The organism is Achromobacter deleyi, from assembly GCF_016127315.1.
Lineage (GTDB): Bacteria > Pseudomonadota > Gammaproteobacteria > Burkholderiales > Burkholderiaceae_B > Achromobacter > Achromobacter insuavis_A.
The window spans coordinates 6,324,620-6,349,612 of the sequence record NZ_CP065997.1 but is presented as its reverse complement, the minus strand read 5'-3'; the positions used below and the strand labels follow the sequence as shown (position 1 = coordinate 6,349,612).

22 protein-coding genes and 1 tRNA gene are annotated in these 24,993 nt (G+C 67.9%); 16 read left to right on the top strand and 7 right to left on the bottom strand.

From position 1 onward, the window contains the following. Window positions 1–12 precede the first annotated feature (12 nt). Window positions 13–735 carry a response regulator transcription factor gene (locus I6I07_RS28665; RefSeq protein ID WP_035360194.1) on the top strand — a complete coding sequence of 241 codons (723 nt, stop codon included), beginning with the start codon at window positions 13–15 and terminating at the stop codon, window positions 733–735. On the opposite strand, the gene I6I07_RS28660 is transcribed toward I6I07_RS28665, so the two are convergent. Further along, complete coding sequence (locus I6I07_RS28660; RefSeq protein WP_232625813.1) at window positions 717–2,093, bottom strand: sensor histidine kinase; 1,377 nt, start codon at window positions 2,091–2,093, stop codon at window positions 717–719. The two genes, I6I07_RS28665 and I6I07_RS28660, sit on opposite strands and share 19 nt — an antisense overlap. Window positions 2,094–2,263: 170 nt before the next feature. Continuing rightward, window positions 2,264–4,237 carry an EAL domain-containing protein gene (locus I6I07_RS28655; protein ID WP_232625812.1) on the bottom strand — a complete coding sequence of 658 codons (1,974 nt, stop codon included), beginning with the start codon at window positions 4,235–4,237 and terminating at the stop codon, window positions 2,264–2,266. Window positions 4,238–4,770: 533 nt separating this feature from the next. On the opposite strand from I6I07_RS28655, the gene I6I07_RS28650 reads away from it, so the two are divergent. The 12 genes from I6I07_RS28650 to I6I07_RS28595 all read left to right on the top strand — a co-directional run bounded on the left by I6I07_RS28650 (window position 4,771) and on the right by I6I07_RS28595 (window position 18,127). Next, window positions 4,771–6,237, top strand: coding sequence for a putative bifunctional diguanylate cyclase/phosphodiesterase (locus I6I07_RS28650; RefSeq protein WP_198484650.1), 1,467 nt, complete (start codon window positions 4,771–4,773; stop codon window positions 6,235–6,237). 37 nt (window positions 6,238–6,274) lie between these two features. Further along, on the top strand, window positions 6,275–7,342 hold the full coding sequence (aroC, locus tag I6I07_RS28645; protein WP_198484649.1) for a chorismate synthase: 1,068 nt from the start codon (window positions 6,275–6,277) through the stop codon (window positions 7,340–7,342). A 42-nt stretch (window positions 7,343–7,384) separates the two neighbouring features. Next, a complete protein-coding gene (locus I6I07_RS28640; RefSeq protein ID WP_198484648.1) occupies window positions 7,385–8,224 on the top strand; it encodes a M48 family metallopeptidase in 840 nt (279 codons plus the stop codon). 259 nt (window positions 8,225–8,483) lie between these two features. Continuing rightward, the gene (gene leuC / locus I6I07_RS28635) at window positions 8,484–9,887 is read left to right on the top strand and encodes a 3-isopropylmalate dehydratase large subunit (protein ID WP_061071796.1); all 1,404 of its coding nucleotides are present in this window, start codon (window positions 8,484–8,486) and stop codon (window positions 9,885–9,887) included. A 22-nt stretch (window positions 9,888–9,909) separates the two neighbouring features. After that, complete coding sequence (leuD, locus tag I6I07_RS28630; RefSeq protein ID WP_006394018.1) at window positions 9,910–10,560, top strand: 3-isopropylmalate dehydratase small subunit; 651 nt, start codon at window positions 9,910–9,912, stop codon at window positions 10,558–10,560. 37 nt (window positions 10,561–10,597) lie between these two features. Then, on the top strand, window positions 10,598–11,674 hold the full coding sequence (gene leuB / locus I6I07_RS28625) for a 3-isopropylmalate dehydrogenase (protein ID WP_049075092.1): 1,077 nt from the start codon (window positions 10,598–10,600) through the stop codon (window positions 11,672–11,674). Between the two features lie 231 nt (window positions 11,675–11,905). Further along, on the top strand, window positions 11,906–13,036 hold the full coding sequence (gene asd, locus I6I07_RS28620; RefSeq protein WP_006394020.1) for an aspartate-semialdehyde dehydrogenase: 1,131 nt from the start codon (window positions 11,906–11,908) through the stop codon (window positions 13,034–13,036). A 251-nt stretch (window positions 13,037–13,287) separates the two neighbouring features. After that, window positions 13,288–15,201, top strand: a complete 1,914-nt coding sequence (locus tag I6I07_RS28615) for a FimV family protein (RefSeq protein ID WP_198484647.1) — start codon at window positions 13,288–13,290, stop codon at window positions 15,199–15,201. 3 nt (window positions 15,202–15,204) lie between these two features. After that, entirely contained in the window at window positions 15,205–16,026 is an 822-nt protein-coding gene (gene truA / locus I6I07_RS28610; RefSeq protein WP_198484646.1) for a tRNA pseudouridine(38-40) synthase TruA, read from the top strand. 36 nt (window positions 16,027–16,062) lie between these two features. Then, on the top strand, window positions 16,063–17,157 hold the full coding sequence (locus I6I07_RS28605; protein ID WP_198484645.1) for a TRAP transporter substrate-binding protein: 1,095 nt from the start codon (window positions 16,063–16,065) through the stop codon (window positions 17,155–17,157). A gap of 101 nt (window positions 17,158–17,258) precedes the next feature. Then, window positions 17,259–17,912, top strand: a complete 654-nt coding sequence (locus tag I6I07_RS28600; protein ID WP_232625808.1) for a phosphoribosylanthranilate isomerase — start codon at window positions 17,259–17,261, stop codon at window positions 17,910–17,912. A 138-nt stretch (window positions 17,913–18,050) separates the two neighbouring features. Then, window positions 18,051–18,127 (top strand) — tRNA-Val (locus I6I07_RS28595). 109 nt (window positions 18,128–18,236) lie between these two features. Here I6I07_RS28595 and I6I07_RS28590 read toward each other — a convergent pair. Both I6I07_RS28590 and I6I07_RS28585 read right to left on the bottom strand, forming a co-directional pair. Further along, entirely contained in the window at window positions 18,237–18,539 is a 303-nt protein-coding gene (locus I6I07_RS28590) for a TM2 domain-containing protein (protein ID WP_232625806.1), read from the bottom strand. Window positions 18,540–18,732: 193 nt separating this feature from the next. Further along, window positions 18,733–19,266: a phosphonate degradation HD-domain oxygenase gene (locus I6I07_RS28585; protein WP_198484643.1), complete on the bottom strand. Its 534-nt coding sequence runs from the start codon at window positions 19,264–19,266 to the stop codon at window positions 18,733–18,735. 133 nt (window positions 19,267–19,399) lie between these two features. On the opposite strand from I6I07_RS28585, the gene I6I07_RS28580 reads away from it, so the two are divergent. Then, window positions 19,400–20,113, top strand: a complete 714-nt coding sequence (locus I6I07_RS28580; protein ID WP_198484642.1) for a hypothetical protein — start codon at window positions 19,400–19,402, stop codon at window positions 20,111–20,113. 92 nt (window positions 20,114–20,205) lie between these two features. Here the strand turns inward: I6I07_RS28580 and I6I07_RS28575 are convergent, their stop codons facing one another. Continuing rightward, the gene (locus I6I07_RS28575) at window positions 20,206–20,412 is read right to left on the bottom strand and encodes a hypothetical protein (RefSeq protein WP_198484641.1); all 207 of its coding nucleotides are present in this window, start codon (window positions 20,410–20,412) and stop codon (window positions 20,206–20,208) included. Between the two features lie 168 nt (window positions 20,413–20,580). On the opposite strand from I6I07_RS28575, the gene I6I07_RS28570 reads away from it, so the two are divergent. Together I6I07_RS28570 and I6I07_RS28565 are read left to right on the top strand one after the other, a co-directional pair. Then, the gene (locus tag I6I07_RS28570) at window positions 20,581–21,000 is read left to right on the top strand and encodes a YbaN family protein (RefSeq protein ID WP_198484640.1); all 420 of its coding nucleotides are present in this window, start codon (window positions 20,581–20,583) and stop codon (window positions 20,998–21,000) included. A gap of 158 nt (window positions 21,001–21,158) precedes the next feature. Continuing rightward, window positions 21,159–22,106 (top strand): alpha/beta hydrolase, encoded by a 948-nt coding sequence (locus I6I07_RS28565; protein ID WP_198484639.1) that lies wholly within the window; start codon window positions 21,159–21,161, stop codon window positions 22,104–22,106. A gap of 10 nt (window positions 22,107–22,116) precedes the next feature. Here I6I07_RS28565 and I6I07_RS28560 read toward each other — a convergent pair whose 3' ends face one another. Together I6I07_RS28560 and I6I07_RS28555 are read right to left on the bottom strand one after the other, a co-directional pair. Continuing rightward, complete coding sequence (locus tag I6I07_RS28560; protein ID WP_198484638.1) at window positions 22,117–23,898, bottom strand: IlvD/Edd family dehydratase; 1,782 nt, start codon at window positions 23,896–23,898, stop codon at window positions 22,117–22,119. A 57-nt stretch (window positions 23,899–23,955) separates the two neighbouring features. Next, on the bottom strand, window positions 23,956–24,972 hold the full coding sequence (locus I6I07_RS28555) for a TRAP transporter substrate-binding protein (RefSeq protein WP_198484637.1): 1,017 nt from the start codon (window positions 24,970–24,972) through the stop codon (window positions 23,956–23,958). Window positions 24,973–24,993: the final 21 nt, after the last annotated feature.

Sequence of the window (24,993 nt, the reverse complement as noted above, 5' to 3'; positions counted from 1 at the left end):
AGCACTCTGAATATGCCTGGCGCAGATGGTTTGCTGTGTATCGGCCTGCTCGAGGATGATGCGGACTTCCGGGAGGAGTTGGCGTTGGGCCTGGGCGGGTACGGTTTCCGTGTGGCGTTCGCCTGTGACAATGCCGCGGCGTTCTACCGCCGCTTGCAGGAACAACCCTGCGATATCGTCATACTCGACGCCCATCTTCCTGGAGAGGACGGTTTTTCCGTGGCGACGCGCCTGCGTGCGCTGAGCCCGGTGGGGATTGTCATGCTGACGGGCCGTAGCGCGCTCGAGGACCGGGTGCGCGGCCTGGAAGGCGGCGCCGATGTCTACATGACCAAGCCCGTCGACCTGCTGGAGCTCAGTTCCGTCATCCGCAGCCTGGCGCGCCGCATGCGCCTGGCCAAGTCGCCGCGTCCGGCCGATGCCGAGACCCGCGCGGCGGCGGCCGACACCTCCTGGTCGTTGCAGGATGGCGGCTGGATCCTGGTGGCGCCGGATGGCGCATCGCTGCACCTGAGCGCCCAGGAACGGACCTTCCTCATGGCGTTGATGGACGCGGCCGGTTCCGCGGTCAGCCGCCAGGCCCTGGCCGAACTGTTCCTGCCGGATAGCCCGGGCGGGTTCGAATTGCGGCGGATCGACGTGCTGGTCAGCCGGCTGCGCGCCAAGGCGCAGAGCGCGGGCCTGAAGCTGCCGGTGCTGTCGGTGCGCGGCCAGGGTTACGTGTTCGCGGCTTGATCCTGCGTGTCCGGCCCGGGAGGCCGGGCGGGCAGAGTGATGACGAAACGCGTCCCCACGCCCACTTCGCTGTGCATCGCCAGCGAGCCGCCCTGGCTCTGGCAGATGCGCCGCGCCAGATACAGTCCGATGCCCATGCCCTGGGTTTCGCGATGGGCCGCGCGGCGAAAGCGCGGCTCGAAGATGCGCGCCTGTTCCTCCACGCCAATGCCGGGGCCGCGATCGGTCACGGCTACCCACGCCATCGGCACGCCCTGGTCCTCGGCCTGGCCGGTTTCGATCCGGATCGGTTCGCTGGCGGGCGAATACTTGATGGCGTTGTGGATCAGGTTGCGCACCACCACGCTGGTCAGCCCGCGGTCGCAATAGACCGGCAGCGCCGCGCCGCCGGTCTGCAGCCGCAACGCGTGGGCGGTATCGGGTTGCATGGCCGCGACCACGTCGCCGGCCAGCTCGGACATGTCGGTCTGTTCGCCGCGCGGGGTCCAGGCCTGTTCGCCGAGCCGGTCCTGGTTCAGCAATTGTTCCATCAGCTCCGTCATGCGGGTCACTGATCGGTGGATCCGCGCCAGCCGGTTGTCGACGGCCTCGCCGCTGCCGGACAGGATCATGTCCAGTGATTGCGCCGCGGCGCTGATGGTGGCGAGCGGGGCGCGCAGCTCGTGCGAGATCAGCGCGTTCATCTGCCGTTGCGCATCCAGCGCGCCGGTCATTTCCACCAATCGCAATTCGCCCTGAACCAGTTGCTGGGCGTCGTCCGCTTCCTGGCGCGCGGGCTCGGCCGGCGTCCGCCGGTCCAGTCCCGCCAGCAGCAGGGTGGCCAGCGCCAGCAGCAGCCGCGCCAGCGGCATCACCAGCCCGCCTTCGGCGGGAGCCGACCAGGCGTCGTGGGCCAGGATCCAGACCGATGACAGATGCACCGCGCCCAGCGTCAGCGTCGCGGCCCGGCGCGGCGAGGGGCGGGCGGCGGCGGCCAGGAACCAGGCCGCCAGCACCGCGCTGGCGGTGGCGCCGGCGCCGGTGATCAGCCTGGGCATCACGCCGCCATCGGTGTCATAGACGAAGATCAGCGCCAGCGCCGCCAGTCCGGTCAGCCCGATGCAGGCCCAGCGGCAGGCGGCGGCCAGGCGCGCGGCAGCCGGCTGGCCGGCGGTGATGAGAGGAACGGACAGGGCCAGCAACGCCGCGTACGAGCCCGCCTGCAGCGCGCCCGCGGGGAACAGCGTCGGTTGGGTGCGCAGGATGCCCTCGACCAGCGCGAAGGCCAGGCCGGCGCCGTAGATCGCGGCGCGGGTGTGGAACCAGGCGATGGCGCTGGCCACGGCACAGGCCAGCGCGATGCCGGCCGTGAGGCCCATCAGCAGATCGGCCGATGCGTGGCCAAGGCCGTCGGCCAGTGCGGCGCCGGGCCACAACAGGACGGCTGCCAGCCATCCGGGCCACGCGGGGCGCGCCGCGCGCGGGGCGGCCGCGCGGTCGGCGCGGCGTTGGCGCGAGCGCCAAAGGGTGCGAAGAAACAATCCTTCCGTCAACTAGGAACCCATTGTTGGTCAGGCGCGTGGTCGTGAGCGCGGGCGAAGTTTACGACAGCGCCGCGAATCGCGTGGACACCGATTTTCTCAAGGGTGGCGCGGGTGGCGTCGTCGGGAACGTCCTCAGCGTACACCGACATGCCGAGCGAGGCGGCGGTCGCCACGACGGTCGCGGCCAGGTGCTGGCTGCCCGGGCTGTGCAGGATGCCGGTAATGAAACCGCCACACAGCTTGACGTAGGACAGGGGGTATTCGTGCAGGTGTTCCATCGCGCCGAATTGCCGCGACAGTCGCGACAGGCCGACACGGCCGCCGGCGGCGGTGACGATGCGGCACAGCTGGCGCAATTCGTCGCCAAGCTCCACCAGCGCGGCCGCGTCCATTTCGACGATCAGGCGCGGGGGCAGGGCCGGCCGGTCGGCCAGCATGCGTTCCAGCCGCGACAGGAACGCGCCCTGCGCCAGCGAGGCGCGCGACACGTGTACCGTCAGCGCGGCGTCGTGGGTGTAGAGCCAGTCCAGCCCCAGGCGGATGGCCTGGATGTCGCATTCGGCGGACAGGCCCAGGCGTACGGCGGGCGGCATGAAGATCGCGGCCGGCACCGGATCGGCGCCGCGGCTGTCGTGCAGCGTCAGGCTGGCTTCGTAATGCAGCAGGGCTCCGCGCACGTCCGCCAGCGCCTGCACCGTCAGCGAGAAGCGGTGCTGTTCCAGGGCAGTGGACAGCGCGTCGTGCCAGCTGTATTCGCCGATGCGGGTACTGTCGGGCGCCTGGCTGGCCGGCGCGATCTGGTCGTCGTCGGCGCTTTCGGCGCACATCAGGGCGTGATCGAGCCGGGCCAGCGTGTCGCTGACGTTGTCGCCCGGCGTGAAGGCCGCCATCGCCAGCGCCCAGCGGCACCAGCCGTGCTTGTCCATGGGCACGCGCAGCGAGCGCAGTTCGTGCCGGACCCGTTCGGCCAGCAGGCCGGCCTGCGGCGCGGACGTGCGCGGCATCAGCAGGGCGAAGTCGGAACCGCCGATGCGCGCCAGCGTCATGTCGGCGCCGCCGTTGGCATCCACCAGCTTGCGCAGCCGGTCGGCCGACGAGCGCAGCCACTGGTCGGTGAAGGCGCGCGACAGGTGCCGGTTGATCTGGGCCAGGTCGCGTTGCCGGAACATCAGGATGTGGCCGCCGGTGTCGGCCGCCTGGCCGGTCAGCGCCTGGCGGAAGTGGTCGATGAAATACTTGCGGTTGGGCAGCCGGGTGACGGCGTCGCGCTGGATTTCGCTTTCGAGCGATTCGATGCGGGCGTTCTGTTCCTGCACCGTGGCGGCGGCCTTGCGTTGGGCATCGATCAGCGCTTCGTCGACGCTGGCCGGCTCGCGCGGTCGCGGGCTATCCGCGCCGTGCGGCGCCAGCGGGCGGGCGCGCCCCAGGCCGTTCCAGCCGGTCTTGGCCTCGAGCCAGCGCATCAGGTTGGCGGCGAACAGCGTCCAGAACACGCCGGCGGCCAGGGTCAGACCGATGACGCGGACGCCGCCTTGCCACAGGGTGTCGCGCGCCAGCCGCGCGTCGGCCTGCACCGTGACCGTGCCCAGGCGCCGGCCATCCGGCCCCAGATAGGGGCGGGTGGCGGCCGGCGCATCCATGGACAGCCAGGCGTCGCGCCAGTCGCGCGACGCGCCCGCTTGCCCGTCCTGGACGGGTTCACGGCGTTCGGCTTGCGTGTCCCCGTTTTCACCGGAGATGCGCACCAATGCATACATGCCGGCCCCGAACAGCTCGTCGGCCAACTGGCGCTTGTCCTGCACGCCGCCCGGGTCGTGCGAGAGGACCCAGGCCAGCGCGCTGGCGCCGGCCTGGCCCTGCTGGGCCAGCTGGGTATTCAGATAACGGTGGGCGGCCAGCATCCCCAAGGCCTGTGCGCCAAGCAGGATGAAGGCAATCAGGAGAGCGGTGCAGAGGATCAGCCGGCGTAGTGTGGACATGGATTAGAGGTTCCCTTCGTGGCCCGCACCGTTGCCGGTGCCGTGCGATGCCGGCCTGCCAGTGAAAGGGGAGACGTCAGGCAGCGCAAGTGCCCTGACGGGAAAAATGCTGGATAAGAAACGTGACACACGTTACTAATACCTCAGTGTCGCCGCGTACGCTGTAATTCCGCATGTCACAGAACATACAGAATATTACGAAATCACCTGCGATATCAGACAACCTGTGCAATTATTTCGATCGTGATAATTGCCCGGATGATAACTATTGAGACAGGCCGTATTAATTTTCCGGTTCCGGCTGTCGTAGTAAGGGCACGGCATGGCGCAAAGGACCGGCCAGCGACTGCTATCCAAGGACCGTCATGACCCCCAACGAGCAACCAGATCAGGGCAGGAATCGAAGGAAAGGGAGCGCGTTGCTCCTGAAGTGTGGCGTTTTTTTGCGAAAATAATGCATAATTTAAAAAATGTTACAGCCCTTGGGTTTCTTTCCGGACCACAACGCCAAGGGTTTCTAGATAGGGGGCTCCGTGCGTGAGAGTTACCTGCTCGCACTGTGCCTGACGCTCGTGGGCGCACTTGCAGCGATAAGTTTGTTTTTCGTCCGCCGGGAACGCGTCCTGCGCGGGCGATTGACGCGTGATGAATTGACCGGTGTCCTGAGCCAGCGGGAGCTGCATCGCCGCGCGCGCGCGTGGCTGATCCAGGCTGAACGGCAGTCCGGCAGGGGGGCGTTCGGCCCTGGCGGACCGGTGCAGGACAACCAGGAATCCCTGGGTATTGCGCGTGCCCGCTCGGGCACGCGCGGCATTGGCGCGTTTTTCCTGGTCAGTTTTGACCAGTACGCCGAGATCAGCGCGATGCTGCGGGCCGGCGAAGACCAGACCCTGCTGGTGATGGTGGCCGATCGGCTCCGCCTGCTGACCCGCGCGCTGGGCGGCATGGTCGCCCGCACCGGCATCGACACCTTCACCGTGTGCATTCCCGACGTCGACGAGGAGGGCGCGGCCCAGGTCTCGGCCAAGCTGCTCGAAGACCTGTCCGTGCCCTACGAACTGGGTGGCCGGCCCCTGATCGCGGTGTTCCGCGTGGGCGCGGCGTTGTATCCGGACCACGGTCGCAGTGTCGAGGAATTGCAACGTTGCGTGCAGGTCGCCATGGTGCCTCTCAAGGAACGCGGCGGCCCCGGCTGGAACATGTTCGACTTCCGCATGCTGGCGCGCCAGCGTGACCAGCAGGGCCTGGAAAACGATCTGCGGCTGGCGCTGACGACCGCGTCGATGGACCAGTTCGAGTTGTATTACCAGCCGGTCTGCGACAGCGGCACGGGCGTGGTGCAGGGCTGCGAGGCGCTGCTGCGCTGGCACCATCCCGAACTGGGCAGCGTGTCGCCGGCCGTCACCATCGAACTGGCCGAACGCAGCGGGCTGATCGTGCCGCTGGGCGCCTGGATCCTGGAACGCGCCTGCTCGCAGGCGGCGCTGTGGCCGGCGGCGTGGCGCGTGCACGTGAATCTGTCGGTCAAGCAGATGAACGAAGACGGCCTGGTGCAGTTGGTGTCCGACGTGCTGGCCTCGACCAAGCTGGCGCCGCGCAAGCTGGTGCTGGAGATTACCGAATCGATCTTCATCCTGCACTACGAGCGCCACGTGAAGATCCTGAACACCCTGCGGGCCAAGGGCATCGGCGTGGCGCTGGACGATTTCGGCTGTGGCTATTCCAGCCTGAACCACCTGCGGCACCTGCCGATCGACTGGGTCAAGATCGACCGCAGCTTCATTTCCGCCCTCGAGTCCGACGCCGGCAGCCGCGAGGTGGTGTCGGCGTTGTTCGGACTGTGCCAGGCGATGCACCTGCCGGTGGTGGCCGAAGGCGTCGAGACCGAAGGGCAACGCGAGATCCTCAAGTCGCTGGGGTGCCGCGTGATGCAGGGGTTCCTGCTGGGACGTCCCGCGCCCGCCGCGGAAATTCAGGCTTTGGCGTCGGCGGTGTCATAATCGGGGTTGCTTGCAAACCCCCACCTGTTGACTTCCTATGCCCGGCAATACCCTCGGTACTCTGTTCACCGTCACGAATTTTGGCGAATCCCACGGGCCGGCCATCGGTTGCGTCATCGATGGCTGTCCGCCCGGGCTGCCGCTGGAAGCGGCCGACATCCAGCACGAACTGGACCGCCGCCGCCCTGGCACCTCGCGTCACGTCACCCAGCGCCAGGAAGCCGACCAGGTCGAGATCCTGTCCGGCGTGTTCGAGGGCCTGACGACGGGCACGCCCATCGGGCTGCTGATCCGCAACACCGATGCGCGCAGCAAGGACTATTCCAACATCACCGACACCTTCCGGCCGGGCCACGCCGACTACGCCTACTGGCGCAAGTTCGGCCTTCGCGATCCGCGCGGCGGTGGCCGTTCCTCGGCGCGCCTGACCGCGCCGACGGTGGCCGCGGGCGCCGTGGCCAAGAAATGGCTGGCCGAGCAGTACGGCGTGAAGGTGCGCGGCTACATGAGCCAGCTGGGCCCGATCCCGATTCCCTTCGTCTCGTGGGACGAGGTGCCGAACAACCCGTTCTACGCGCCGAATGCCGACGTCGTGCCCGAACTGGAAGCCTACATGGACCAGTTGCGCCGCGATGGCGATTCGGTCGGCGCGCGCATCGAGGTGGTGGCCGAGAACCTGCCGGCCGGCTGGGGCGAGCCCATCTATGACCGCCTGGACGCCGACATCGCGCACGTGATGATGGGCCTGAACGCGGTCAAGGGCGTGTCGATCGGCGCCGGTTTCGACTGCATCGCGCAGCGCGGCTCCGAGCACGGCGACGAGATCACCCCCGACGGCTTCGTCACCAATCACGCCGGCGGCGTGCTGGGCGGCATTTCGACCGGCCAGCCGGTGACGGTGTCGCTGGCCATCAAGCCCACGTCCAGCATCCGCGTCGAGCGCCGTTCCGTGAACCGCGCCAACGAGCCGGTGATGGTGCAGACGCTCGGCCGCCACGATCCCTGCGTCGGCATCCGCGCCACGCCGATCGCCGAAGCCATGCTGGCCCTGGTGCTGATCGACCACGCCCTGCGCCACCGCGGCCAGTGCGGCGATCCGGCCTGAGGCCCGCGCGCGTCCCGTTGTTCCTGACTGTTGGAGGCTGGCATGAGCCGTAATCGCTATCCCTTGCGCCGCGTGGCGGCCGCGCTGTCTCTGGCCGCCCTGGCGGGCTGCACCGGGATGAACACCACCCAGTCCGGCGCCATCGGCGTCAACCGGACGCAGTACATGTCCAGCATGGTGCCGTCGCAGGCGCTGGAGCAGGAAGCGAACCAGCAGTACGCCGACATCCTCAAGCAGGCCCAGGCCAAGAACCTGCTGGACCGCGACGCCCAGCTCGTGTCGCGGGTGCGCACGATTTCGCAGCGCCTGATCGCGCAGACCGGCGTGTTCCGCCCCGACGCCTCCAGCTGGAAATGGGAAGTGCACGTCCTGACCAGCGACGAGGTCAATGCCTGGTGCATGCCGGGCGGCAAGATCGCCGTCTACACCGGCCTGATCAACAAGATCAACCCGACCGATGACGAGCTGGCCGCGGTGCTGGGCCACGAGATTTCCCATGCGCTGCGCGAGCATGCGCGCGAACGCGTTTCGCAGCAGATGGCCACCAGCCTGGGGTTGCAGGTGCTGTCGATCGCCACCGGTTCGAGCGCCGCGTCGGACCTGGGCGGCAAGCTCAGCGACGTGATGTTCACGCTGCCCAACAGCCGCACCCACGAAACCGAGGCCGACCGCATGGGCGTCGAACTGGCGGCGCGCGCCGGCTTCGATCCGCGCGCCGCGGTCACGCTGTGGCAGAAGATGGGGGCCGCCGACAACGGCAACGCGCCGCCCGAGATCCTCTCGACCCACCCGTCGGCCGCCTCGCGCATCACCGACCTGCAAGCGGCGGCGCAACAGGTGCTGCCGCTGTACGAGCAATCCAAGGGCCGCGCGGCGCGCTAGGCGGGGCGCCCCGGGTTCAGCCGCTTGCCGTTCGTGGCGCAGCTCCCTTCTTGAGGCCGTCTTCCTGCCTCGATGCCGCGGCCGCTTGCGGCCATTCCAGCCGTTCACCATGGTAGTATTAGTACTAGTATATTGGGTGTAGTTGTACTAGGTTCAGAGGCTGGGCATAATCCTTCACATGCCGCAGCGGCCGGCGTGGAAGCGATGGATTCGCCCCATGCGAGGCACGAGCCGGATTGTCTATTTGCAGAGCGCATCCATGGCCCAAACCCTTTACGACAAACTCTGGGACGCCCACATCGTCCACCAGGAATCAGACGGTACCTGTCTGCTCTATATCGACCGCCACCTGCTGCACGAAGTGACCAGCCCGCAGGCGTTCGAAGGCCTGGCCATCGCCCAGCGCAAGCCGTGGCGCAACGGCGCCAACCTGGCCGTCGCCGACCACAACGTGCCGACGATGAACCGCGCCCAGGGCATCGATGACCCGATCTCGCGCCTGCAGGTCGACACGCTCGACGCCAACTGCGACAAGTACGGCATCACCGAATTCCGCATGAACGACCTGCGCCAGGGCATCGTCCACGTGATCGGGCCGGAGCAGGGCGCGACCCTGCCGGGCATGACCGTGGTCTGTGGCGACTCGCACACCAGCACGCACGGCGCGCTGGGCGCGCTGGCGTTCGGCATCGGCACCTCCGAGGTCGAACACGTGCTGGCCACGCAGACGCTGCTCATGAAGAAAGCCAAGAGCATGCTGATCAAGGTCGAAGGCGAACTGCCGTTCGGCTGTACGGCCAAGGACGTCGTCCTGCACATCATCGGCATCATCGGCACCGCCGGCGGCACCGGCCACGCCATCGAGTTCGCGGGCAGCACCATCCGCGCGCTGTCGGTCGAAGGCCGCATGACGGTCTGCAACATGGCCATCGAGGCCGGCGCCCGCTCCGGCATGGTCGCCGTCGACGACAAGACTGTTGAATACTTCCGCGGCCGCCCGTTCGCGCCGTCCGGCGTGCTGTGGGACCACGCCGTGGCCTACTGGCGCACGCTGCGCACCGACGAAGGCGCCAAGTTCGACACCGTGGTCGAAGTCAATGCCCGCGACATCAAGCCGCAGGTCACCTGGGGCACTTCGCCTGAAATGGTGCTGCCGGTCGATTCGCGCGTGCCGGACCCCGACCGCGAAAAAGACGACGTGCGCCGCAGCGGCATGGAACGCGCGCTGGAATACATGGGCCTCAAGCCCAACACGCCGCTGACCGACATCCGCGTGGACCGCGTCTTCATCGGTTCCTGCACCAACTCGCGCATCGAGGACCTGCGCGCCGCCGCCGTCGTGGCGCGCGGCAAGCACGTGGCCTCCAACGTGCGCCAGGCCATGGTGGTGCCGGGCTCCGGCCTGGTCAAGCAGCAGGCCGAGCGCGAAGGCCTGGACAAGATCTTCATCGAGGCCGGCTTCGAATGGCGCGAGCCGGGCTGCTCGATGTGCCTGGCCATGAACGCCGACCGGCTCGAGCCGGGCGAGCGTTGCGCCTCGACCTCGAACCGCAACTTCGAAGGCCGCCAGGGCCAGGGTGGCCGCACCCACCTGGTGAGCCCGGCGATGGCTGCCGCCGCCGCCGTGGCCGGCCACTTCGTCGACGTCCGCACGTTCCGTTAAGCGCCCACCGAGTACCGACATCATGCAAGCATTCACCACTCACGAAGGCCTGGTGGCTCCGCTCGACCGCGAAAACGTCGACACGGACCTCATCATCCCCAAGCAGTTCCTCAAGTCCATCAAGCGCACCGGCTTCGGCCCGAACCTGTTCGACGAGCTGCGCTACCTGGACCACGGCGAACCGGGCATGGACAACAGCAAGCGTCCGCTCAACCCCGATTTCGTGCTGAACCAGCCGCGTTACCAGGGCGCCTCGGTGCTGCTGGCGCGCAAGAACTTCGGCTGCGGTTCGAGCCGCGAGCACGCGCCCTGGGCGCTGACGCAGTTCGGCTTCCGCGCCATCATCGCGCCGTCGTACGCCGACATCTTCTTCAACAACAGCTTCAAGAACGGCCTGCTGCCCATCGTGCTGTCCGAGCTCGAAGTGGCGCGCCTGTTCGACGAAGTGAAGGCGTTCCCGGCCTACAAGCTCAACATCGACCTGGACCGCCAGGTGGTGGTGGCGGCCGACGGCCGCGCCATGAAGTTCGACATCGAGCCGTTCCGCAAGTATTGCCTGCTCAACGGCTTCGACGACATCGGCCTGACCCTGCGCCACGCCGACAAGATCCGCGCCTTTGAAGCCGAACGCCTGGCCCGCCATCCCTGGCTGGAAAGCCGTCCGATCGCCTGACCCTGCCTTTCCTATCGACCACAGGACCGTTTTTTCCATGACTCACAACATCGCAGTCTTGCCGGGTGACGGCATCGGCCCCGAAATCATCGAACAGGCCGTGCGCGTCCTGAAGGCGCTGGACGTGCCGTTCGACATCAAGCAGGCGGCCGTCGGCGGCGCCGCCTTCGACGAGTTCGAGCACCCGCTGCCCCCGGCCACGCTGAAGCTGGCCAAGGAATCGCACGCCGTGCTGTTCGGCGCCGTCGGCGACTGGAAGTACGACAGCCTGCCGCGCGAATTCCGCCCCGAGCAGGCCATCCTGGGCCTGCGCAAGGCGCTCGGCCTGTTCGCCAACCTGCGTCCGGCGATCCTCTATCCCGAGCTGGCCAGCGCCTCGTCGCTCAAGCCCGAGATCGTGTCCGGCCTGGACATCCTGATCATCCGCGAACTGACCGGCGACATCTATTTCGGCACGCCGCGCGGCGTGCGCTCGTCGCCGGACGGCGCCTTCAGCGGCGAACGCGAAGGCTACGACACGATGCGCTACGCCGAATCGGAAGTGCGTCGCATCGCCCGCATCGGCTTTGAATCCGCCCGCAAGCGCAACAAGAAGCTGTGCAGCGTCGACAAGGCCAACGTGCTCGAGACTTCGCAGTTCTGGCGCGACATCGTCATCGAAGTGGCGCGCGAGTATCCGGACGTCGAGCTGTCGCACATGTACGTCGACAACGCCGCCATGCAGCTGGTGCGCAACCCGCGCCAGTTCGACGTGATCGTCACCGGCAACCTGTTCGGCGACATCCTGTCGGACGAGGCCGCCATGCTGACGGGCTCCATCGGCATGCTGCCGTCGGCCTCGCTGAACGCCGGCGGCCAGGGCCTGTACGAGCCCAGCCACGGCTCGGCGCCCGACATCGCGGGCCAGGGCATCGCCAATCCGCTGGCGACCATCCTGTCGGCCGCGATGCTGCTGCGCTACTCGCTGAACCTGGCGCCGCAGGCCGACCGCATCGAAGCCGCCGTGCGCCGGGTGCTGGCCGATGGCCTGCGCACCGCCGACATCTTCGAACCGGGCACCACCAAAGTCAGCACCTCGGGCATGGGCGACGCCGTCCTCAAAGCCCTGGCCTGATGCCTGCAAGGGACGCGCCCTTGCGGCGCGGTCCCGCTTCCAGGGGGCCGCCCGCAGGGCGGCCCTTTTTCATGCCGATGTTGCCGCGGCGCCGCGAAAGCGGGGCGGCTTTTATTGCGGCCCCGTTTTTTCAAGCTGCGCCGCAACATCCCTGCGTGCATTCTGATAAATTGTTGGGTTCTTGCACGTTTTTTCACCACACCTTGTCCCCACCTTTAAAGAGCGATTGAAATGAATCAAGCAGTAGGCCTTGTCGGCTGGCGCGGTATGGTCGGCTCGGTGCTCATGCAACGCATGCGCGACGAGAACGACTTCGCACTGATCGAACCGGTGTTCTTCTCCACCAGCAACGCTGGCGGCGCCGCCCCCACTTGGGCGACTGGCGCGGGCCCGCTGCAAGATGCCTACAACATTGACGCTCTGAAAAAACTGCCGATCATCGTGACGGCGCAAGGGGGCGACTACACCTCCGAGGTCTACCCGAAGCTGCGTGGCGCGGGCTGGAACGGCATCTGGATCGACGCCGCCAGCACGCTGCGCATGGCCGATGACGCCATCATCGTGCTGGACCCGGTCAATCGTCCCGTGATCGACGCGGCGCTCAAGCGCGGCGTGCGCAACTTCATCGGCGGCAACTGCACGGTCAGCTGCATGCTGATGGGCCTGGCCGGCTTGTTCAACAACGACCTGGTCGAGTGGATGACCACCATGACCTACCAGGCCGCTTCGGGCGGTGGCGCGCAGCACATGCGCGAACTGCTGACCCAGTTCGGCGAGCTTAACCACGCCGTCAAGCCGCTGCTGGACGACCCGGCCTCGGCCATCCTGGAAATCGACCGCGGCATCCTGGCCAAGCAGAAGGACGCGGCGCTGCCCCACGAGCACTTCGGCGTGCCGCTGGGCGGCAGCCTGATCCCCTGGATCGACAAGGACCTGGGCAACGGCATGTCCAAGGAAGAGTGGAAGGGCGAGGTCGAAACCAACAAGATCCTCGGCCGTGGCGCCGCCTTCGGTTCCGCCGCCACCCCGATCGACGGCCTGTGCGTGCGCATCGGCGCGATGCGCTGCCACAGCCAGGCGCTGACCATCAAGCTCAAGCGCGACCTGCCGCTGGACGAGATCGAAGCGCTGATCGCGCAGGGCACGCAATGGGCCAAGGTGATCCCCAACACCAAGGAAGAAACCATCCGTGAACTGACCCCGGTCGCGGTCACGGGCACGCTGGACATCCCGGTGGGTCGCCTGCGCAAGATGTCGATGGGTCCGCAATACCTCAGCGCCTTCACCGTCGGTGACCAGCTGCTGTGGGGCGCCGCCGAACCGCTGCGCCGCATGCTGCGCATCGCGCTGGCCGAAGCCTGAGGCCTGGCGGGCGGCGCTGCCGCCCGGTCGCGAAAGGCAGGTTCGACAAAGGCACCCGCGGGTGCCTTTGTCGTTTGCAGCGTGTCGGACTGGGCGCCAATGTGCCCGCCAGCCAACGCCGATGCGCCTTTCAGGTTTGTGAAACGCGCTCGATCCATTACACTTTTCCGGTGAATTGAGGCTTGTTCTCACGCGATCGCCGCGAACAGGCCCTCGCCCGAAAATCGACGATAAGAACGGAATTCCAGCTTATGACCCAGCGTTCGCGCCAAGTGAAGCATGCCCGCCGTTTGAAGGCCCTCCAGTGGGCGATCGCGCTGGCGATCGGCGCGAGCGCTTGCAGCCCGGCGTTGGCGATGCGGGTGGGGCATTCGCGCGTGGTGTCGGCGCCGGGCACGCCGTTGCAGGCGCTGGTCGGGCTGCAGGAACTCACGCCAGACGAAGTGTCGTCGCTGCGCGTGTCGGTGGCCGACGAGGCGGCCTGGCAGCGCGCGGGCCTGAAGCCGCCGGCGCCGTTGGCCAGCCTGGTGGTGCGGGTCGAGGACGGCATGGATCCGACCCGCAAGAACCTGCGGGTGCGATCGACGCAGGCGCCGGCCGGCGGCGCGGTCGACCTGTTGCTCGATATCAGTTCCAGTTCGGGCCAGCGGCAGGTGCAGGTCAGCATCCTGGTGCCGCTGCGCGGCGCGGGCGCCGACGTCACGCCGGCCGCGGTGGGCACGCCCGGCCGCGCGGGCGGCACGGCAGGGGCGGTCAACGTCAAGTCGGGCGATACGCTGTACGCCATCGCCCAGCGCAACGCCGTGCCCAAGGCCTCGATCTACCAGATGCTGGTGGCGTTGTGGCGCGCCAACCCCGAGGCCTTCATCCAGAACAACATGAATCTGGTGCGCTCGGGGCAGAAGCTGGTGATTCCCGATGCGGCCACGGTGCGCGCGGTGGATCCGGCCGAGGCGCGCCGCATCTTCAATGAACATGCCGAGGCGTTCGCCCGCTACCGCGCGCGCATCGGCGCGGCGGCCGGCGCCAATCCGTCGGTGGTCAAGGGCCAGGACGCGGCGTCCGGCACCGTGGCCAAGCCTGGCGACAGCGGCGTGGCGAGCGCTTCGCAGCCGCAGGACCGGGTGCGGTTGTCCTCGGGCCAGGCCCAGGGGGGCGCGGCGGCGCAGGCCGACGCGCAGGCGGACCAGCGCACCTCCAACGAGCGCGCCATGGCGGATGCCGAAGGGCGCGTGAACCAGTTGCAAAGCAACGTCGATGAATTGAACAAGGCCGTGGGCGGGCAGGGCGCGTCCGGGTCGGGCGCCGGTGTTGCCGGCGCCTCTGGCGCCGCGGGTGCTGCGGGTGCATCGGGCGCCGCCGGGGCGGCCGGTGCTTCTGGGGCCACGGGTGGCTCCGGAGCGGCTGGCGCTGCGGGTTCGCCGGGTGCAGCGGGTGCAACAGGCGCAGCGGGAGCGACCGGCACGCCGGGCGCGACGGGTGCCGCTGGTGCGCCGGGGGCGACAGGTGCAAGTGGTGCAACAGGCGCTTCCGGTTCGACTGGCGCGAGCGGGACGGCAGGCGCTCCGGGCGCAGCGGGCACGACCGGCGCAACGGGCGCTGCGGGTCCTGCGGGTGCAGCGGGTGCAGCGGGCGCGACCGGCGCAACGGGCGCTGCGGGTCCTGCGGGTGCAGCGGGTGCAGCGGGCGCGACCGGCGCCGCAGGGGCTGCTGGCGCCACGGGAACCACGGGGGCCACGGGCGCAACCGGTGCCACAGGCGCGGCAGGCGCCCCGGGAGCTGCGGGCACGCCCGGCGCCTCGGGCGCTCCAGGCGCCAGCGGCGCCGCCGGCGCATCGACGGCCGCCACGCAACAAGACAAGGCCGCCGCGGATGCGGCGGCCAGCAACACCAAGGATAAGGATTTGACTTCTTCCATGCCGGCCTGGCTGGCCGACAATCTTCTCGTCATCGTCACCGCCGTCCTGGCGCTGATCGCCTTCGCCATCGCCTGGGTGCTGCGGCGCGCGGGCGCGCGGCGCGGCGACGATGACGAGGAAACCTATGCCTACAACGAGCCGGCGCTGGACACGGCGGCGCTGAACCGCAAGCTCGATTCCATCAGCCTCGACCTGGATGAGCCGCCCACGAACGAACCGCGCCCGGCCAGCGGTCCTCGGGTTTGAACGATGTCTAGAGTTGCATTGGGGCTGGCGTACGACGGCTCCGCCTGGCAGGGTTGGCAGACCCAGCCGCACCGGCAGACGGTGCAGGACACATTGGAAGCCGCGCTGGCGCAGTTCTGCGGCGTGAAGGACGCGGTACCCACTATCTGCGCCGGCCGCACGGATACCGGCGTGCATGGCGCGATGCAGGTGGTTCATCTCGATACTCCCCTCGAGCGCCGCATGGAGTCGTGGGTACGCGGCGCCAACGCGTTCCTGCCGCCGAGCATTTCCGTACAATGGGCCAAGGCGGTGCCGGACGATTTTCACGCCCGTTTCTCTGCCCGTGCCCGCACCTACGTCTACCTGCTGTGGCGCGGGCGCGTGCGTCCCGCGCTGTGGGCCGGCCGCGCCGGCTGGTGCCATCACCCGCTGGATGTCGAGGCGATGCGCGCGGCCGCGGGCGCCTTGCTGGGCGAACACGATTTTTCCAGTTTCCGTTCCTCGCAGTGCCAGGCCAAGCATCCGGTGCGCGTGATGCACCGGCTCGATATCGAAGAGCGCGGCCCGTTCCTGGTGTTCACGCTGCGCGCCAACGCGTTCCTGCATCACATGGTGCGCAACATCATGGGGGCGCTGCTGCAGGTCGGGCAGGGCCGCGAGTCGGTGGACTGGATGGCGCAGTTGCTGTCATGGCGCGACCGCCGGCGCGGCGCGCCCACGTTTTCTCCCGATGGCCTGTATCTGTCGGCCATCGAGTATCCGGACGAATTCGGCCTGGACGAATTGGATGGCGGGGCCGTGCTGCTGGCGCCCTTTACCCAAGCGCCGGGCAGCCCGTCCTAGCCGGACGCCCGCGGGCGCCCACTGGAGGACTGTCTCATGCAACGCCGTGCGTTTTTGAAACGAACCGCCCTGGGGGCCGCGAGCGGCGCCGCGATCGCCGCGCCGGTCTACGCGCAGGACGCGCCGGCCGTCTCGTGGCGGCTGGCCTCCAGTTTTCCGAACGAATCGCCGACCCTGTTCGCCGGCGCCGAGGACGTGGCGCGCTACGTCAGCGACGTCACCGACGGCAAGTTCCGCATCGAGATCTTCTCGGCCGGCGACCTGGTCGATGCCGGCCAGGTGCTGGACGCGGTCCAGCAACGCATCGTCGATTGCGGCCACACCGCATCGACGCGCTATTTCGATACCGATCCCGCGCTGTGCTTCGATGCCGGCGTGCCGTTCGGCCTGAACACCCGGCAGATGAATGCCTGGATGCTGCAGGGCGAAGGGCTGGCGCTGACGCGCGTGCTGTTCGACAAATACGGCATCCTGAACTTTCCCTGCGGCTTCACGGGCGCGCAGATGGGCGGCTGGTTCCGGGGCGAGGTCAAGACGCTGGACGATCTGCGCGGCCTGAAGATCAAGGCCGGCGGCTTCGCCCGCCAGGTGCTGGCCCGCATGGGCGCCGAGCCCGTCGACCTGCCCATTGCCGACACCTACGCGGCGCTGGAGCAGGGCGGCGTCGACGCGGTGGCCTGGATCGGCCCGCACGACGACGAGAGCCTGGCGCTCTACAAGGTCGCGCGCAACTACTACTTTCCCGGCTGGTGGGCGGGCACGTTGCAGCTGTCGCTCTATGTGAACCAGGCCGCGCACGACGAGTTGCCCAAGTCCTACCAGGCGGCGCTCGGGCTGGCCTCGCGGATGGCCACCGCCAACATGATCGCCAAGTACGATGCCGGCAACCCCGACGCGCTGCGCCGGCTGGTGCAGCGGGGCGCGCAACTCAAGGCCTTTCCCAAGCCGATGCTGCAGGCCGCGCACGAGGCCGCGCTCAAGCTCTACCAGGAATTGAGCGCCAGGGACCCCATGTTCAAGAAGCTGTACGAGAGCATGACCGCCTTTCGCGACAAGGAAATTCCCTGGTTCCGCGTGGCCGAAGGCGGATTCGATTCGCTCATGGCCAACCTGGGGCAGCCGGCGGCTTGAGCCGGGCCTGTTGCCTGGGCCCGACAGGCGCCGGGGCGTGGGGCACGCTCGCCTTATACTGACCGCATCCGTCGCGCTGGGCGACGCAAGCGATGAATTCCATGCGCACACGCATCAAGATCTGCGGCCTGACCCGCGAAGAAGACATCGACGCCGCCGTCTCGGCCGGCGTCGACGCGATCGGCTTCGTCTTCTATCCCAAGAGCAAGCGCTATGTCACGCCGACCCGCGCCGCGCAACTGCGCCGCGCGGTGCCGGCCTTCGTCGACGTGGTGGCGCTGTTCGTGAATCCCGACCCGGCCGACGTGCAGGCCGTGCTGGACGAGGCCGGTCCCGAACTGCTGCAGTTCCACGGCGACGAGACGCCGCAGGAGTGCGCGCGCTATGGCCGCCGCTACCTGCGCGCGTTTCGCGCGGGCGCGCCGGGCCTGGCGACGGCCGAAGACCTGGCGTCGTATTGCCGCGCCTATGGTGAAGCCGCTGGCTGGCTGTTCGACAGCTACAGCGCGGGCTACGGCGGCAGCGGCCATGGTTTCGACTACACCTTGCTCGCCGACGTGAAGGCCGATTCCGTCTCGCGTCCGCTGATCCTGTCCGGGGGGCTGACCCCCGACAACGTCGCCGGCGCGGTGCAGTCGGTGCGGCCGTGGGCGGTCGATGTGAGCAGCGGCGTCGAGGTCGAGCAAGGAATAAAAAGTTCTGATAGAATCTCGGTCTTCGTTGCTGCGGTGCATGCCGCAGACGCGAAGAGATAGGGAAGGTTGTAGTGTGCGTATGAAGAATAATGTGAGTGAAAGCTCGCGATATTTTTCGGGGCGCAATAAAAACAGCAAAAAATCTGAAAAGACGATTTGCAGAGTTTAAAAAAGCACTATATAATTCTTCTTCTTTGCAGGCGGTTAGCTCAGCTGGTTAGAGCGCCACGTTGACATCGTGGAGGTCGTTGGTTCGATTCCAATACCGCCTACCAAATTCCTGCAAAGTGAGTGCTTGATCGAGCTAGTCAAGCGCCACCCTGAAAAGCCGCGACAGTCTGAGACTTTCGCGGCTTTTTGCTTTTTCGCCCGATTTCCATTGCGCTAGATCCCGCTCGAGAGCTTCGCCGCCAGGATCATATTGGCATTGCGGATCCACCCCGGAACCAGGAAGGCGTCCACGATGACCCAGGCGGCCACGGCGAACAGAATGAGGAAACCCACGCCGATGCCGCTGAGCGCGATTCCCAGCACCGTCAGGATCACCATGGCGGCGGCGCTGGCGCTTTTGCCGCTGTAGAAGCGGTGGCCGCCCAAGCCGCCCAGGAAAAACCATAATAGATAGGCCACGCCGACGCTTTTGCGATTGGCGTCGTACATCATGGTTTGCATGGCGGGACTGTTCACGTTATCTCCGGGAAGAACCTGAGGCCGGCCATCAGCGGCCGGTTTTGAGTCGGCGTGACTTTTGAATCACGCCGCGTCAAATGATTGGTTCTTTCTCGAAGACCTGCCAGACGTGGTGGCCATATTTCAGACTTGCAGACAATCCGCGGATAACAGGCGCGCCGGGTTGGCCGTCGTCCCGGCGTCTTCCAGGTCAGCCCGCCCGCAAACAGCGCTCCGCCATTTGCATGTAGTGTCCCAGCGTCGGCGTCGACAAACCGACCACCTTGGCCAGGTCGTCGTAGCGGCGCAGCCGCACGGCGGCCAGGGCGTGCGACTGGGTGGCGAAGGCGTCGGCCTGGGCCGGCGTGAAGACGCCGCCTTGCAGTTCCAGGCTCTGCACCGATGCCGGTGACAACGTGTCCAGGTAGGCCGGTTCGATGGCGCCCAGGTAGCGCTTGGCGGCCACGTGCAGGCGCACCGGGGTGGTGACGTCGTCGTTGAACAGCTGGGCCAGGGCGTCGGCGGCGACTTCCTGGTGGCGCATGTCGGTGGTGATGCTTTCGGCGAGCATGAGGTGGCCGATGTCGTGCAGCAGCGCGGCGACGATCACGGCTTCCGATTCCCCGGCCTGCTCGGCCAGTTGCGCGCATTGCAGCGCGTGCTGGGTCTGGCTGATGGCCTCGCCGCCGTAGTAGGCGGCGCCGTGGTGGGCGAACAGGTTCTCGATTGTGGGCAGGGTGAGCATGGGATGCCTTCGTGGACAGGGACCGACCGCGACGATATCGCTCCTTGGTGACATCTAGATGACTAGAGCATATCAGGCTCGATCCGCGCGCTCCGGTTTCGGTGATAGTCTTGGGCCTCACCTGGGAGAATCAATGCGCGTCTTACTGTTCAAGCTTGCCGTCGTGAGCGCCTGCCTGTCGCTGGCGGGATGCCTGGCCACCGCGCCGGTCGCGCAGCAGTCGCGAGCGGACGAGATTCCGATGTATGGCGGCGTTGATCGTTCGGCGCCGGCGGTGAAGGCGGCGGACGACAAGCTGATCGCGGACGCGACGAGCGCCTTCGGCTCGCGCGCCAATGCGGCGCAGGCGTGGGTGGAGCAGGGCTTCCGGTTCTACCAGGCGGACCAGCTGGGCACGGCCACGCGGCGCTTCAACCAGGCCTGGCTGATGAACCCGGACAACCCCGGCGTCTACACGGGATTCGCGGCGGTGCTGCACGACCAGAACAAATTCTGCGACGCGATGAAAATGATGGAGAAGGCGCTGACCCTGAAGCCGCCATCGTTCCAGGGCATTTATGCCGATGCCGGACGCATCGCCGCGCGCTGCGCGGCGCAGGACACGACGCTGACCGGCCCCGAGCGCGCGGCCATGATCGCGCGCTCGGACGCCCTGTACCGCAATGGCGAGCGGGTGGAGCCGGACAAGGCCTATCTCTACAACTCGTGGGCCACGGCGTATTACTGGAACGGCCAGTACGCGGATGCCTGGACCATGGTCGCCAAGGCGCGGCAGGCGGGCGGGCGCGGCAGTCCGCGGTTCCTGGAGATGCTGCGCGCGAAGATGCCGGAGCCCGCGCAGCACTGACGGCGGCGTGTCGTGGCGTGGCGCTTTGCGTCGTGGCGCGGCGAGCCGAACTGAACTGAGGTGAGCTGGTCCCGTCCCGTGAAGGGAGGACGCTAGCTGCAGGTCAGGATATTGATCCAGGCGATGGCGCTGGCCAGCAGTCCCGCGGCCTGGACCCGTTCCGGCGTCTGGCGGCCGGCCTGCAATTGGGCCAGGGCTTTCTTCATGTGGGCCAGCGGCGTCATCTCCGGGGCGGCGGGCGTGGCGACGAGCGCATTGTCGGGCCGTGGCGGCTTGGCGCGGGGCATTTCTTGGGTCAAGGGTGTCTCCTGGGGCGAGGCCGGTCGTGGCGCGAGGGGATGTGACCGGAGGCGGCGGCAAATGTTCCAGGCGTCTTTGTGATCGGGGCATGACGCTCTCGCGCTTTCCCCGGCGGGCTGTCCCGATTCACGGCGGGCCCATGCAACTGCGTTATCCTGCACCCCATCATGATGAGAGCACTGTGGCTGATCCTGGGTTGCCTGATGCTGGCGCTGGGCGTGATCGGCGCCTTCCTGCCGGTGATGCCGACGACGATTTTCCTGATCCTGGCGGTGGGCTGCTTTTCGCGTTCGTCGCCGCGGCTGGAGCGCTGGCTGCTGGACAGTCCGACCTACGGGCCGTCGCTGCGCGCCTGGCGCGAGCAGGGCGCGGTGTCGCGCAAGGGCAAGTGCTATGCGTCGCTGGGCATGGCGGTGGGCTACGGCCTGTTCTGGTGGGGGGCGAAGCCGTCGCTTTTGCTTGCATCTGGCGTGGGGCTGTTTTTCCTTGCAAGCGCCGCTTATGTGCTGACGCGTCCCAGCCCGCAACCGCTTGATTCCGAAACGAAAATCCGGCCTGATCGGGACGGTCCGGCGGCAGGCGCCTGAAGCCTGATCGAACGGCTGCGGCGCGCGTAACGCGTCGAAACCAACGTGACTTTGCCGCTTGCCTTGGCGGGCGTCTTTCTCTGCTTAAATGGCCTGCAGCGCGGCTCGGCCGGCGGGTGTGTCGCCCGCCCGGCGCTGCGGGCCCGCGAGGAAGAACCATGCATATCAAACGACGAGAACTCCTGTTCGCCGGCCTCTCGAGCGCCGCGCTGGGCATGATGACGGAGCCGGCGATGGCCATCGCCGCGCCCAGCGGCCAGCAGAGCATCGACCTGTGGCCGGACAATCGCGCGCCCGGCGGCCCTGGTCCGCAAGAGGCCGAGAAGGTCAGCGCCAAGGGCTCGGTCACGCGGGTGTCGCGGCCGCGCCTGGTGGTGTACCGGCCGGAGCGTCCCAACGGCAGCGCGATGTTGGTGATCGCCGGCGGCGGCTATGCCCACATCGAGCGCGGCACGGAAAGCACGCCCGCCAGCCTGTGGCTGCAGTCGCAGGGCGTGACCGCCTTTGAACTGGTGTACCGCCTGCCGGGCGAGCATTGGCCCGCGGTGGCGCCGCTGCAGGACGGCCAGCGCGCCATGCGCGTGATCCGCGCGTCGGCGCAGGCGTTCGGCCTGGATACCGGACACATCGGCGTGCTGGGGTTTTCCGCGGGCGGGCATCTGGCGGGCATGACCGCCGCCACCCCGGGCGTGGCGCGCTACCAGCCGGTCGATGAGGCCGACAAGCTGTCGTCGCGGCCGGACTTCGCCGGGCTGATCTATCCGGTGCTGACCTTCATGCCGCCGTTCGACCACACCCATGCCCGCCGTTCGATCGTCGGCGAGCACCCCTCCGCCGAGGAGAGCGCGGCGTTCTCGGTCGACCATCTGGCGACGGCACAGATGCCGCCGACCTTCCTGGCGCAGGCGCAGGACGATCCGATCTCGCCGGTGGACAACAGCCTGCTGATGTTCGGCGCGCTGCGGCGCCTGGGCGTGCCGGCCGAGATGCATATCTTCGCGGCCGGCAAGCATGGCTGGGGCATGGGCAAGCCGGACTCGCTGGTGCATGCGTGGCCCGGCCTGTTCACGCAATGGGCCGCGTTCAATCAGTTCTTCAAGGCCTGAGGCCCCGCCGTCAGTGCGAGTGGCGCGGGTCGCCGCGGGTCTCGACCACCTTCAGGTACAGCGTCGCGGGCTCCAGGCAGCCGCCGGTGGACAGCTGTCCCACCAGTTGCCGGTAGAGTTCCTGCCACGGCGTCTGCGCCGCTGGCGGCTGGTAGGGCGGGTCCTGCCGGCGCCGTTCCATCTCGGCCTCGTCCACCAGCGCGATCACGCTGCGCTGGTTCAGGTCGACGCGGATGCGGTCGCCGGTGCGCAGCAGCGCCAGGCCGCCGCCCACTGCGGCCTCGGGCGACATGTTCAGGATCGACGGGCTGGCCGACGTGCCGCTCTGGCGGCCGTCGCCCAGGCACGGCAGCGAGTCGATGCCGCGCTTGATCAGGTGCGCCGGCGGCGCCATGTTGACGACCTCGGCGCTGCCCGGATAGCCGACGGTGCCGGCGCCGCGAATGACCAGGATGCAGTGTTCGTCGATGTTCAGCGCGGGATCGTCGATGCGCGCGTGGTAGTCCTCCGGACCCTCGAACACGATGGCGCGCGCCTCGAAGGCGTTCTCGTCGCCGGGCGCCGACAGATAGGCGCGGCGGAAGGATTCGCCCACCACCGACATCTTGATGACCGCGCTGTCGAAGAAGTTGCCCGACAGCACGATGAAGCCGGCGCGGTGCTTGAGTGGCGCGTCGCAGCCGCGGATGACGTCGGCGTCGCGGGTCTTGGCGGCGGCCGCGATCTCGCCGATGGTCTTGCCGGACACGGTGGCGCAGCCGGCGTGCAGCCGGCCGGCGACGAGCAGTTCGTGCATCACAGCCGGGACGCCGCCAGCGCGGTGGAAGCCTTCACCCAGGTGTTCGCCGGCGGGCACGCAGTTCACCAGCAGCGGCACGTCCTCGCCCAGCCGCTGCCAATCGTCCAGGCTGAGATCGATGCCGGCGTGGCGGGCCATGGCGATCAGGTGCGGCGGACAGTTGCTGGAGGCGCCCAGCGCCGAGGCGACGACGATGGCGTTCTCGAACGCCTCGCGCGTCAGGATGCGTGACGGGCGCAGGTCTTCGCGCACCATGTCGCAGATGCGCATGCCGGTGGCGTAAGCCATCTGTCCGCGCTCGCGGTAGGGCGCGGGGATGCTGGCGCAGGTCGGCAGCGACATGCCCAGCGCCTCGGCCAGCGAGTTCATCGACAGCGCGGTGCCCATGGTGTTGCAGTGGCCGACCGACGGCGAGGAGGCCGTGGCCAGCGTCATGAAGCCTTCGTAGTCGAGCTTGCCCGCGGCCATGAGGTTGCGGGCGTGCCAGATGACGGTGCCGGAACCGACCCGCTGGCCATCGTGCCAGCCGTCCAGCATCGGGCCGCCCGACAGCACGATGGCGGGGATGTCGACGGTGGCCGCCGCCATCAGGCAGGCGGGCGTGGTCTTGTCACAGCCGGTGGTCAGCACCACGCCGTCCAGCGGATAGCCGTGCAGGATCTCGACCAGGCCCAGGTAGGCCAGGTTGCGGTCCAGCGCGGCGGTCGGGCGGCGACCCTGCTCGGCCAGCGGATGCACGGGGAATTCCATCGGGATGCCGCCGGCGTCGCGGATGCCGGCCTTGACGCGCTCGGCCAGCGCCAGGTGGTGCCGGTTGCAGGGCGCCAGGTCGCTGCCGGTCTGGGCGATGCCGATGATGGGGCGGCCCGATTGCAGCTCCTGCCGCGTCAGGCCGTAGTTGAGATAGCGCTCGACGTAGATCGCCGTCATGTCGGCGTGGGCGGGATCGTCGAACCATTTCTGGCTGCGCAGCTTGCGGGGAGTGTCGGTCATGGGTGCCTCTCGTGCTTCCTGTGCTCTCGGTGCTTCGGCCGCCGGCCTTGGCCGGGCCTAATTGCGTGCCTTGCCGATCTCGGCGTTCAGTTGCTGGATGAGTTCCGGGCCCAGCTCCTGGGTGTACTTGTCGACCACGGGCTGCACTTTTTCGCGCATGCGGGCGACTTCTTCGGGCGACACGGTGTTGATCTTCATGCCGGCCTGCTCCAGCGTGCCCATCGCCTTGAGCGAGTCGGCGCGGCTGTCCTTGCGTTCGAAGTCGCGCGAGGCCTCGGCGGCCTGGCGCACCAGCTGCTGCTCGTCGGGCGAGAGCTTGTCCCACCACTTCTTGGAGGCCAGCACCACCCAGGGCGTGTAGACGTGGCGGGTGATCGTCAGGTAGGGCTGCACTTCGTAGAACTTGCTGCTCTGGATCGTGGTGATGGGGTTTTCCTGGCCGTCGACGGTGCGGGTTTCCAGCGCCGTGAACAGTTCCGAGAACGGCATCGGCACGGCATTCGCGCCCAGGGTGTTGAACACGCCCAGCGCGATCTGGTTCTGCATCACGCGCAGCTTGATGCCCTGCATGTCCTCGGCGCGCACGATGGGGCGCTTGGAGTTGGTCATGTTGCGAAAGCCGTTTTCCCAATACACCAGGCCGATCAGGCCCCGGGCTTCGAGCTTCTTGAGCAGGTCCTGGCCCAGTTGGCCGTCGAGCACGGCGTCGGCTTCCTTCTCGCTGTTGAACAGGAACGGCAGGTCGAAGACGCCGAATTCCTTGACCATGCCGGCCAGCGGCGCGGTGGACCCGACCATCATTTCCTGCACGCCGCCGACCAGCGCGCTCTGCATCTGCTCGTCGGAGCCGAGGTTGGCCGAGCCGAAGGTCTTCATCTTGAGCTTGCCGCCGCTGAGCTTCTCCAGCTCCTGCGCCAGGTGGCGCGCGGCGCGGCCCTGCACGCTGTCGTCGTTCAGGCCGTAGCCGAAGCGGATCAGCCGCGGCTTGACGTCGGCGGCCGCGGCCACGCCGGCGAAGGCGCAGGACAGGGCCGCGGCCAGCAGGATGAGGCGGGTCTTGAAAGGCTTGTTCATGGTGTTCCTCCTTGGCTTCTT

Bases quoted from the DNA above. Each gene is read 5' to 3' on its own strand.
- I6I07_RS28600 (WP_232625808.1), top strand. From the start codon at position 17,259: ATGCGCACACGCATCAAGATCTGCGGCCTGACCCGCGAAGAAGACATC.
- I6I07_RS28615 (WP_198484647.1), top strand. From the start codon at position 13,288: ATGACCCAGCGTTCGCGCCAAGTGAAGCATGCCCGCCGTTTGAAGGCC.
- I6I07_RS28655 (WP_232625812.1), bottom strand. From the start codon at position 4,237: ATGTCCACACTACGCCGGCTGATCCTCTGCACCGCTCTCCTGATTGCC.
- leuD (WP_006394018.1), top strand. From the start codon at position 9,910: ATGCAAGCATTCACCACTCACGAAGGCCTGGTGGCTCCGCTCGACCGC.
- leuC (WP_061071796.1), top strand. From the start codon at position 8,484: ATGGCCCAAACCCTTTACGACAAACTCTGGGACGCCCACATCGTCCAC.
- I6I07_RS28555 (WP_198484637.1), bottom strand. From the start codon at position 24,972: ATGAACAAGCCTTTCAAGACCCGCCTCATCCTGCTGGCCGCGGCCCTG.
- I6I07_RS28560 (WP_198484638.1), bottom strand. From the start codon at position 23,898: ATGACCGACACTCCCCGCAAGCTGCGCAGCCAGAAATGGTTCGACGAT.
- I6I07_RS28585 (WP_198484643.1), bottom strand. From the start codon at position 19,266: ATGCTCACCCTGCCCACAATCGAGAACCTGTTCGCCCACCACGGCGCC.
- I6I07_RS28660 (WP_232625813.1), bottom strand. From the start codon at position 2,093: ATGGGCCTCACGGCCGGCATCGCGCTGGCCTGTGCCGTGGCCAGCGCC.
- I6I07_RS28665 (WP_035360194.1), top strand. From the start codon at position 13: ATGCCTGGCGCAGATGGTTTGCTGTGTATCGGCCTGCTCGAGGATGAT.
- I6I07_RS28570 (WP_198484640.1), top strand. From the start codon at position 20,581: ATGATGAGAGCACTGTGGCTGATCCTGGGTTGCCTGATGCTGGCGCTG.
- I6I07_RS28640 (WP_198484648.1), top strand. From the start codon at position 7,385: ATGAGCCGTAATCGCTATCCCTTGCGCCGCGTGGCGGCCGCGCTGTCT.
- I6I07_RS28605 (WP_198484645.1), top strand. From the start codon at position 16,063: ATGCAACGCCGTGCGTTTTTGAAACGAACCGCCCTGGGGGCCGCGAGC.
- I6I07_RS28565 (WP_198484639.1), top strand. From the start codon at position 21,159: ATGCATATCAAACGACGAGAACTCCTGTTCGCCGGCCTCTCGAGCGCC.
- leuB (WP_049075092.1), top strand. From the start codon at position 10,598: ATGACTCACAACATCGCAGTCTTGCCGGGTGACGGCATCGGCCCCGAA.
- asd (WP_006394020.1), top strand. From the start codon at position 11,906: ATGAATCAAGCAGTAGGCCTTGTCGGCTGGCGCGGTATGGTCGGCTCG.
- aroC (WP_198484649.1), top strand. From the start codon at position 6,275: ATGCCCGGCAATACCCTCGGTACTCTGTTCACCGTCACGAATTTTGGC.
- truA (WP_198484646.1), top strand. From the start codon at position 15,205: ATGTCTAGAGTTGCATTGGGGCTGGCGTACGACGGCTCCGCCTGGCAG.
- I6I07_RS28580 (WP_198484642.1), top strand. From the start codon at position 19,400: ATGCGCGTCTTACTGTTCAAGCTTGCCGTCGTGAGCGCCTGCCTGTCG.